Annotated in this window: 7 protein-coding genes; 5 read left to right on the top strand and 2 right to left on the bottom strand. The window is 60.4% G+C overall.

Features of this window, described 5'->3' with window-relative positions; translation table 11 throughout:
- Position 1: 1 nt before the first annotated feature.
- From bioF to bioD, 4 genes are read left to right on the top strand one after another with little or no spacing between them, the layout of a single operon-like run.
- On the top strand, positions 2-1,156 hold the full coding sequence (gene bioF, locus CRO06_RS15970; RefSeq protein ID WP_022995186.1) for an 8-amino-7-oxononanoate synthase: 1,155 nt from the start codon (positions 2-4) through the stop codon (positions 1,154-1,156).
- Positions 1,157-1,190: 34 nt separating this feature from the next.
- Positions 1,191-2,021 carry a pimeloyl-ACP methyl ester esterase BioH gene (gene bioH, locus CRO06_RS15975; RefSeq protein WP_097058855.1) on the top strand — a complete coding sequence of 277 codons (831 nt, stop codon included), beginning with the start codon at positions 1,191-1,193 and terminating at the stop codon, positions 2,019-2,021.
- An 8-nt stretch (positions 2,022-2,029) separates the two neighbouring features.
- Positions 2,030-2,866 carry a methyltransferase domain-containing protein gene (locus CRO06_RS15980; RefSeq protein ID WP_097058856.1) on the top strand — a complete coding sequence of 279 codons (837 nt, stop codon included), beginning with the start codon at positions 2,030-2,032 and terminating at the stop codon, positions 2,864-2,866.
- Entirely contained in the window at positions 2,866-3,498 is a 633-nt protein-coding gene (gene bioD, locus CRO06_RS15985; protein WP_026948230.1) for a dethiobiotin synthase, read from the top strand. The genes CRO06_RS15980 and bioD overlap by 1 nt, the downstream gene beginning before the upstream one ends.
- 72 nt (positions 3,499-3,570) lie before the next feature.
- Here bioD and CRO06_RS15990 read toward each other — a convergent pair whose 3' ends face one another.
- Both CRO06_RS15990 and CRO06_RS15995 read right to left on the bottom strand, forming a co-directional pair.
- Positions 3,571-5,811, bottom strand: coding sequence for a TonB-dependent receptor (locus CRO06_RS15990; protein WP_097058857.1), 2,241 nt, complete (start codon positions 5,809-5,811; stop codon positions 3,571-3,573).
- A gap of 15 nt (positions 5,812-5,826) precedes the next feature.
- Positions 5,827-7,866 (bottom strand): sensor histidine kinase, encoded by a 2,040-nt coding sequence (locus CRO06_RS15995; RefSeq protein ID WP_097058858.1) that lies wholly within the window; start codon positions 7,864-7,866, stop codon positions 5,827-5,829.
- A 97-nt stretch (positions 7,867-7,963) separates the two neighbouring features.
- Here CRO06_RS15995 and CRO06_RS16000 point away from each other — a divergent pair, with 97 nt between their 5' ends.
- Positions 7,964-8,650 (top strand): response regulator transcription factor, encoded by a 687-nt coding sequence (locus CRO06_RS16000; protein WP_097058859.1) that lies wholly within the window; start codon positions 7,964-7,966, stop codon positions 8,648-8,650.
- Positions 8,651-9,192 lie beyond the last annotated feature (542 nt).

The raw sequence follows: 9,192 nt of genomic DNA on the forward strand, positions 1-9,192 counted from the left end.
CATGGGGTTCGATCTGCGGGCGCGGCTGGCGGAACGCCGCGCCCAACACCGCTATCGCACGCCACCGCTGATGCATTCCTCCTGCGGACGTACCGCCGTGGTGGACGGCCGTGAATTCCTCAACTTCTGTTCCAACGACTATCTCGGCCTGGCCGGTGATCCGCGTATCGTCACCGCGTTCCGCGATGCCGCCGATCAGTGGGGAGTGGGCAGTGGCGCCTCCCATCTGGTGTGCGGCCATCAGAGCCCGCATCAGGCTCTGGAAGAAGCGCTGGCGGAGCATTGCGGGCGGAAGCGGGCGCTGTTGTTTTCCAATGGCTACATGGCCAATCTGGGGGCCGTGACCGCTCTGGTCGGCCGGGGTGACGCGGTCTTTCAGGATCGCCTGAACCACGCTTCGTTACTGGATGCCGGCCAGCTCAGCGGCGCCCGCTCCCGCCGTTTCGCCCATAATCAGCCGGATGCCCTGGCCAGCCTGCTGGCGCGCAGCGATGCGGCCCGCAAGCTGGTGATCACCGACGGCGTCTTCAGCATGGACGGTGACGAGGCGCCCCTGCCCGCCTATCTGGCTGCCTGTGAGGCCCATGATGCCTGGTTGATGGTGGACGATGCCCATGGCCTCGGCGTGCTCGACGGCGCCGGGCGCGGCTCGCTCTGGCATCAGGGCGTGCAGGACCGGGTGCCGGTCTATATGGGCACGCTGGGCAAGGCTCTGGGCACCGCCGGCGCCTTCGTGGCCGGCTCCGACGAATTGATCGAAACCCTGGTACAATTCGCCCGCACTTACGTCTACACCACCGCCATGCCGGCGGCGGTGGCCGCCGCCACCCTGGTCAGCCTGGACATCGTGCGCCGGGAAGCCTGGCGCAGGGAAAAACTGACGGCACTGGTTCAGCGGTTCCGGCGCGGCGCGGCCGAACTGGGTTATGCCCTGATGGACTCGAAAACGCCGATTCAGCCCCTGCTGGTGGGTGGAGACGCCGATGCTCTGGCTCTGAGCCGGCGCTTGCGCGACAGCGGGCTGCTGATCAGCGCGATCCGGCCGCCGACCGTGCCGGAGGGGCAGGCGCGCCTGCGTATCACCTTCTCCGCCGCCCATGAGGAGGCGGATGTGGACCGGCTGCTGATGGCGTTGCGGCAGGCGTCCGACGGCTGAAGCGGCGCGCACCGTATCACTCAAAGGTGGTTCCATGCCGAAACTGATTCCGTTTCACAACTCCTACCGCTGTACCGGCAAGGCCGGTGAACAGGCCGGGGACCTGGTGCTGGTCCACGGCTGGGGGCTGCACGCCATTGTCTTCGATGACATCGTGCCGGCTCTGCTCGAGCACTTCCGGGTGACCGTGGTGGACCTGCCGGGCATGGGCCAGAGTCCGTTGCCCAACGACGAGTACACGCTGGATTTTCTGGCTGATCAGATCGCCTCGGTAATGCCGGAGCGGGCCCATGTGCTGGGTTGGTCCCTGGGCGGGCTGGTGGCGCTGAATCTGGCGCAACGTCATGCCCAGAGGGTCGCCTCGGTAGTGACGGTGGCGACCACGCCGCGTTTCACCCGCGCCGACGACTGGCCGCGGGCCATGCGGCCGCAGATTCTGCGCACCTTCGCCGAGGTCTGCGAAGAGGATTTCGAGGGCACTCTGGTGCGCTTTCTGGCGCTCAACTGCAAAGACAGCGAGAACATGCGCGAGGACGTTGCCCGGCTCAAGGAGATCCTCTATTTTTGCGGCCTGCCGGCTCGCCGGGCGCTGATCGAAGGGCTGGTGATTCTGGCGGACACCGATTTGCGCACGGCTCTTTCGGCGCTGAGCCAGCCCCTGCTGATGGTGTTCGGTGAACGTGACAATATCGTGCCGGTGACGCTGGTGGATGACATCCGCCCGCTGCTGAATGAGCACGGGGAAACCGCGGTGATCGAGCGGGTGTCCCATGTACCGTTTCTATCCGCGCCGGAGCACTTCTCCGCCGTGGTTCTCGATTTTTATCGGCGTCACGGCATCGTCGCCGACGCCGCCGACGGGTAATGACCGTAATGTCTTCTGCTTTTAATTCATCCGTTGGGCATGAGCCCGCCGTAACCACGTCCACGGCCACCAAACGGGCGGTAGGGCGCCAGTTCGGCCGGGCCGCGGCCAGTTATGACGCTCACGCGGTGCTGCAACTGTCCTGTGCCCGCAGTCTTCTGGCCATGGCGCCGGAGTCTCTGCCGATACCCCGGGCAGCGGATCTGGGCTGTGCCACGGCGCCGTTGAGCCGGCAGCAACAGGAGCGCTGGCATGAAGTGCGCTGGCTGGCCCTGGATCTGGCGCCGGCCATGCTTCAGGAAGCGTTCCAGCGCGGCCGCACCGGGCGATTGTTCTCGCCGGTATGCGCCGATGCCGAAGCCCTGCCGCTGCCGGACCGGTCCCTGGGACTGGTGTTTTCCAGCTTTGCTCTGCAATGGTGTGATCCGGCGGTGGTGATCGCCGAGGCCGGGCGGGTGCTCGCTCCCGGTGGTCATTTGTTGCTGGCGGTGCCATTGCGGGACTCCCTGCGGGAGCTGTCCGAGAGCTGGAAAGCCGCGGACCGCCGTCCCCACGTCAATGATCTGCCGACCATGGTGCAATGGCATGACGCTCTGGCCACGGAAGGGTTATCCACGGTAACCCAGCAAACCCTGACGGTGACCCAGCACTACCCCGACGTGCGTGCCATAGCTCGCACCCTCAAGGCCACCGGGGCCGATCACGTGCAAGGTGGAGGGGGTGGTCTCACCGGCAAGCGCGCTTTTCGAACCATGCTCGACGCCTATGAAACCCTGCGCACCCGGGACGGTCTGCCGCTGACCTGGCGGGTGCTGTTTTTACATGCCAGCAAGGAGGTGCTCTGATGCCCGCGTTACCGGCCCTGAAGGGGGTGTTCTTCATCACCGGCACCGATACCGAAGTGGGCAAGACCTGGGTCAGTTGCCGGTTGCTGGAACGGGCCCGGGAGGCCGGCTTGAGCTGCTACGGGCTGAAACCGGTGGCGGCGGGCTGCGAGGACACAGAGGAAGGGTTGCGCAACGAAGACGCCGTCAACCTGATGGCGGCCTCATCGGTGCAACTGCCCTATGACGTGGTCAATCCGGTGGCACTGAAAGCCGCTATCGCACCCCACATCGCCGCGCAACAGGAAGGACGCAGGATCACCCTGGCCCAACTGGCCGGCTATGTACGTGGCGCGATCAGCAGCCATCCGGCGGATCTGATTCTGGTGGAAGGCGCCGGCGGCTGGCGTGTGCCTTTGAACGATCGCGAAATGCTCGCTGGTCTGGCGGTGGAACTGTCCCTGCCGGTGATCCAGGTGGTGGGGATGAAACTCGGCTGCATCAATCACGCCATCCTCACCGCCGAGGCGATTCAGGCGGACGGCTTGCGCTATACCGGCACCGTCGCCAACTGCTTCGGCGACATGGACGTGCGCGAGGAAAACCTGCTCACCCTGCGTCAGCATCTGCCTGGAGCTTTTACCGTCATCTGAGTAGCTTTTGGGGTGGGTTGAGGGAGAGGGGGCCACAACACGCCAACCCGCCTTACCCCTCTTACGGCAGCCTCAGGGCACCCGAATGGTGATGCTCACCCCCAGCGTGCGCGGCTCGCCGACCAGAGCGCCATAATCTCCGCTGCCATTCACGGCAAACACACTGGTCAGGTAGTCTTGGTCGGTGAGGTTGCGGCCCCATAATTCCAGTTGCCAGCGAGGGGCGCGTATGCCGATGGCGCCATGGAGCAACTGGCGACTGTCCAGGCTGCTGCCCTGGCCCCGTTCGGTGGTGCCGTAATAGCCACTGCGATATTGCCAGGAGAGTCCGGCGTAGAATTCGCCACCCCGATCCAGCGGCCAGCTTCGTTGCAGCCCGGAAAAAGCGGTGTGACGCGGGGCATTGGCCATCTGTTTGCCGCTCAGATCACAAAACAGCACACCGCTTTCCGGCGGGCAAGGCGCGTTGCGGAAGTCGACGTAACGAGCGTCGTTGTAAGCGACACCGAAAGTCCAGAGCAGATTGCCGGGCAGCATGGTACCTGCTTCCAACTCGGCGCCCCGTGAGCGTACTTTGTTGACGTTGATGATGTTGTTCATCTGCGGAATCAACGGTGACGAGTCCGGGTTATAAGTGAGAGCTTGATAGTCGCGGATAGTATTGTGATAAAGCACAACCCGCAGGTGATGCCTGGGCGCCGGCTGATAGTGCAGGCCGCTTTCCAGGCTCAGGCTGTGTTCCGCATTGAATGTGGGGCGGACGGCGCCACGAGTGTTTTCACCGTTGATCCCACCGCTCTTGTAACCGCTGCTGGCGGTAACGAAGTACATCACCTCGTCATTGGGCATGAAGCGCAACTGCAGGCCGCCGTCGACGCTGTCGTCCTTGATGTCGTGGCGTCCCTGGACGGGTACGCCGAGAAGGGCCCGGCGCAGCGCTTCCAGTTCGGGCACCGGCGGGAGAGTGCGCAGCCCCTCGATCCGCTGGGACAGCGAGCCGCGTTTGCGGTCATGGCTGTAGCGCGCGATACCGGCGACGGTGAACGCTGGTGATATCACCCAGCTCAACTCACCAAGCAGTCCAAGGGTGGTGGCGCTTTCCTTGCCCGGTGCGCGAACGGTGGCGCCATCGAGTACCTCTGGCGGTAGCGGCTGGCCACCACTGAACCAGGCCGCCGCATTCTTGCCGTAACTCAGATCACGGTTGCGCTGATGGGACTGATGCAGATAGTAGGCGCCGAGTTGATAGCGGAAGGGGGCGGACAGGGCTCCGGAAAGCAGCAGTTCCTGACTCCACTGATGATGGTCCATGTCGGCACCGCCTGTCGGTGCGATGGCGAGATCGATACTGTCCAGGTCGTAGTAATTGGCATACTTCCAGTTCCGCCAGCCGCTGATACTGGCCAAGGTCAGGCGCGGGAACAGCGCCTGGCGCCACTGCACGGTGGCGGCGTTTTGCTCGATGCGACGGTGCTGGCCGCTGTCTTGCCACACCGTGCGGGAAAACGGGGCGGGGGTTGGCAAGGGGTGGCCCAGTGCCGCCGCCCGTGCTTTCGAGGTCTGGCTGTAGTGGAGCGCGGAGTAGGCGCAGCACCGTTCATCCCGCAGGCTGTGCTCAAGGATGAAACGAGCCTGGGTTTGGTTGTTGATACGCCACAGTAATTGGCCACGGACACCACGGTGATCCTGATTGTTGACGTTTTCATGCCGGGTTTTGTTGGTTTCCGCGCCGTCGCGCCGATGCTGATACGCGGCCAGCCGTCCGGCCAGCCGTCCCTGGATCAGCTCTTCATTGGCGATAATCTGGTGATGTTGAAGACGGTCGCTGCCGATAGTGGTGGAAAAGGCTGTGCCGCGATACCACTGTGGCGCGCGAGAGCGCAATTGAATCGCCCCGGCGCTGGTGGCCGGTCCTGGTCCGCTCAATAACGGGGTGCGGATCACGCTAACGGATTCCAGATCATAGAGTTGCGCGGGGAACAGAGACTGGCGGCCCAGATGAACACCATCCATGCTGATGCCGACACTGCCGCTCATGCCGTCGTTGAAACCGGTGGTGCCCAGGCCGCGGATGAAGATCCCGGTATAGCGGTTTTCCGGTTCGGTCAGCTGTAGGGAGGTGGCCCTCAACGGAAGGTCACCAGCATGGGCTGCCGGGCCATTGTGGAGGTCGTCGATGCCGAATGAGCTGGCGGATAAAGGGAGGATATCCGTTGGGGCATCTTCTTGTACCTGGATGGGCGGCAGCATGGTGGTGGCATAAACAGAGGGAATGGAACAAGCCAGTCCCAACAGCGTGGTAAGTTTTATCATGGGCACGTTTGGTCCTTATTGTTTTTCGACGTTCCTGGGCAACCTGATCCAGGCAATGGTGCCGTTGCCGTACTCCTGCGCCCGAAAGCCGGTCCGGCCGCCATGACGAACGATGATTTCCCGGCAGATATGAAGGCCGAGTCCGGAGCCGGCGGCCTTGGTTTCGTTGGGAGCGCGGTAGTACCGTTCAAAGATCTTCGTTTTCTCCTGTTCGGAAATGCCTGGCCCCTGATCCTCAACCCGGAGTTCCAATCCATTGGTCGTTTCGCTCAGTCTCACGATGACCGGGGTATCGGGCGGGGAATATTTCAGCGCATTGGTGACCAGATTGTGAATGGCGACGGCGATCATTTCCGGATCCACCAGGGCTGGCACCGGTAGGGATGGCAGATCCAGGTGAATGCGTTTGTTGTCGCCTGGTGGGTAGCGGTCGAACAGTAAATCAACAAGGTCGCAGTGACGCAGATTCAGTTTTAGTGGCGAGTGTAGCCGGTCCCGGGCCAGCAGGTTGTCGAGCAAATCGATGATTTGCCGTGTGTTGCGCTGGATACGAGCCAGTCGCTGCTGCGCGGTGTCATTGCTTTCGGGTGTTTCCCGGCGCAATGAGTCGCTGGCGGTGCTGATAACCGCCAGCGGGTTGCGTATTTCATGGGCGAGCATGGCAGTGTATTGGCGCTGGTCATAAAGAGCGCGCTGTTCCCGCTCCAGGCTTTCCTGAAGCCGATGTTGGGCCTGGCTTCGTTCGATGGCTTCGCGGTGCAGCTTGTTGTTACTCTCTTTCAATTCACGGGTGCGCTCGAGTACCCGGCTTTCAAGGACTCGTTCGGCGCCGCGGGAAGCTTCCAGCGCAGCTCGAAGTGCTCGGTGACGATGCCGTTCGGAGCGCTCGGCGCGCCGGGCCAATGCCCAATTAAGCAGAATCAGATGTATGATCGTGGCGATATTGGGGAGGTGATTGAAGAGCGCATTACCCGGAAGCATCTCCATATTATTGGCGGTAATAACGATGAAGCTGAGCGCCAGTGGTAAAAAGGCGATGGCGTAAAGCCGTACACCGCGGTGATGGAAGAGCGCATGTAATATCATCAAGGGGAAAATAATGATCGCTGCCAAAGTGTGCCAGCGTATCAGTCGCATTGGATCTATATATTGTGGATCAAGAATGGCTCCCACGGCACCAATAAAACCGAGGCTGATAATCAGTAAGTAGCCAATTCTATATAGCCTTGGATAGTAAAGCCGGGTACGAAAGGCCTGTAAAACGAAAGAAATCAGCAAGCTGGCGCTGGTGGCGTAAAGTAAAATCAAAGCTGGCCGATAGAACCCGAAGAGTCCGGGGAAAATCTGCATTATGTAGCCGTCGACCAATGAAGCAAAACCGGCGATGGAAAATAGCGCCAAGGCGTAGCGAAGATACAATGGGTCTCGCAGTCGGTGCCAGAAGGACAGGTTGAGCACCGCGACCAGAAACAGCATGCCAAGATAAAGGCCAAAACCACCGTATTCCATGGCGATAAAGCCGGGAATGGCGTTCTGCTCCATTACTGTCAGATTGACGGCGCCACGACGCCCCTCGATGGCCAGATAGTACTCGCTTGTGGAGTCAGCAACGGGAGACAGGAGGAAGGCGGCCCCTCGATAGGAGATATCGTTGCCAAGGGTGTTGCGAGAGGGAGCGTGAGTCTGTTCTCGGATGCCATCACGGGTGTGCTCATACAAGGTGACACTATTCAGGTAGGCGGGGAGTACGAAAAGCCCCCAGTGGGGAGGGCTATTGGGATCTCGCCGCAGGCAGAGCCTGAGCCACAGCGTCCTTCCATAATCGACATGAAGGCGGTCGCCAGGGATCGCCTTGAAGGCCTCCGGCGGTAGCGCGGTGACATCATTGAGCGTGAGCGGCTGGTATTCAACGGCCACCTGCCGTAACCCGGGTGCTAATGTGTCCGTATTCAGGGTTTCATTGTTTTCCAGTAAGACGCCTGTACAGGAGGCTGACTGGGCCATCTGCGCCATCACCAGCAGGACGAAAAAGGAAAAGAACTGAAAAATACGCATAGGCCGAGTGTCATTGTATCGGGGTTTTCGTGAAGATGAGGCACACGGCTATATTATACGCTTCAGAACCAGCCGCTTTGCGAGGAGGGGGCGGTCCATGATCGGGGAAGGAATTGACGTTTGCATCGTCGAGGATAACGATGATCTGCGTGAAGAGATGGCCTGTGCATTGAGTCAGCAGGGGTTTGCGGTAAGAGCTTTTGCCGATGCTCGGGGGCTGTACGCTGGTCTGCTTCAAGAGCCAACCAGCCTGCTGGTCCTGGACCTGGGTCTGCCTGACGAAGATGGCCGGGCGGTGATGGCGCGTATTATCGATATGATGCCGGTCGGCATCGTCATCTGTTCCGCCAGAACCGCTGTGGAGGAGCGCATCGATAGCATGATTGCCGGGGCTGACGCTTATCTGGTTAAGCCGGTAAATGTCGATGAACTTGCGGCGACGTTGGTCAGTGTTCATCGGCGCATGACAAGCCAGAGCGGGAGTGCTCCGCGGAAGCCGCGATGGACGCTTGAAGATGATGGCTGGACGTTGTGCAGCCCGAAAGGCAAGAAGGTGCCGCTCACGGGTTCTGAAAGTACCGTTTTGGTGTTGTTGTTCGCCAACACAGGCAAGCCGGTTCCGCGCGAACGGCTTATCGAGGCCCTGGGGCACGATAGTGACTATTTTCTGGATCATCGCCTGGATATGCTGTTCAGCCGTTTGCGCAGGAAAGTACGAGAGTCCGCCGCGGAAAGACTGCCGTTGCGTGCTGTCAGAGGAGTTGGATTCATTGTAAGCCCTTGAAGTGCGAAATAGGCGAAGTGACGGTACTGCGGGTGGCGGCGATGAACTGGCGCCAATAAAAAAGGGTGCCGTTTAGGCACCCTGTCCCCCCTTTCCTCCTTGACTATTCGTTGTCACCCCGGCAGCGCTGTATCCGTTAAAAAAAGACGGCCATCATTAGCTATATGGGCCTGCTTAAATGCCGCCCCTTCTATATTGCTACAGTCATCTTTATTGACGTCGTTACCCCATGGTTACCATTATTTCTACTGTCTCCGGCGACGGAATGGGGTGAATAGGGGCGCCAGCCCGAAAAATAATCCAGAACATAAAGAAAGCGTCAAGGAAAAGCGCTTTCGTCATCCATGATTAGTATGCACTGCAACGGATATCAATGCATGAAACCGTAAATGAAGTAGGGCGATGGTTCCCTCACGAATTATTGCCAAACTAACCTGAAACTCACGTTGTAAACATCCCTGTTTCAGTTGCACCGTTGATTAGAGTTCTCCGCCCGTTTGTGTTTCGCCAGGTATTCCCATGGTGTCAGATCTTCCAGTGAA

Source organism: Alloalcanivorax xenomutans (assembly GCF_900217905.1).
Classification (GTDB): Bacteria; Pseudomonadota; Gammaproteobacteria; order Pseudomonadales; family Alcanivoracaceae; genus Alloalcanivorax; species Alloalcanivorax xenomutans.

Excerpts from the sequence above, each read along its gene's own strand:
- bioF (WP_022995186.1), top strand. The coding sequence starts at position 2 with ATGGGGTTCGATCTGCGGGCGCGGCTGGCGGAACGCCGCGCCCAACAC.
- bioH (WP_097058855.1), top strand. The coding sequence starts at position 1,191 with ATGCCGAAACTGATTCCGTTTCACAACTCCTACCGCTGTACCGGCAAG.
- CRO06_RS15980 (WP_097058856.1), top strand. The coding sequence starts at position 2,030 with ATGTCTTCTGCTTTTAATTCATCCGTTGGGCATGAGCCCGCCGTAACC.
- bioD (WP_026948230.1), top strand. The coding sequence starts at position 2,866 with ATGCCCGCGTTACCGGCCCTGAAGGGGGTGTTCTTCATCACCGGCACC.
- CRO06_RS15990 (WP_097058857.1), bottom strand. The coding sequence starts at position 5,811 with ATGATAAAACTTACCACGCTGTTGGGACTGGCTTGTTCCATTCCCTCT.
- CRO06_RS15995 (WP_097058858.1), bottom strand. The coding sequence starts at position 7,866 with ATGCGTATTTTTCAGTTCTTTTCCTTTTTCGTCCTGCTGGTGATGGCG.
- CRO06_RS16000 (WP_097058859.1), top strand. The coding sequence starts at position 7,964 with ATGATCGGGGAAGGAATTGACGTTTGCATCGTCGAGGATAACGATGAT.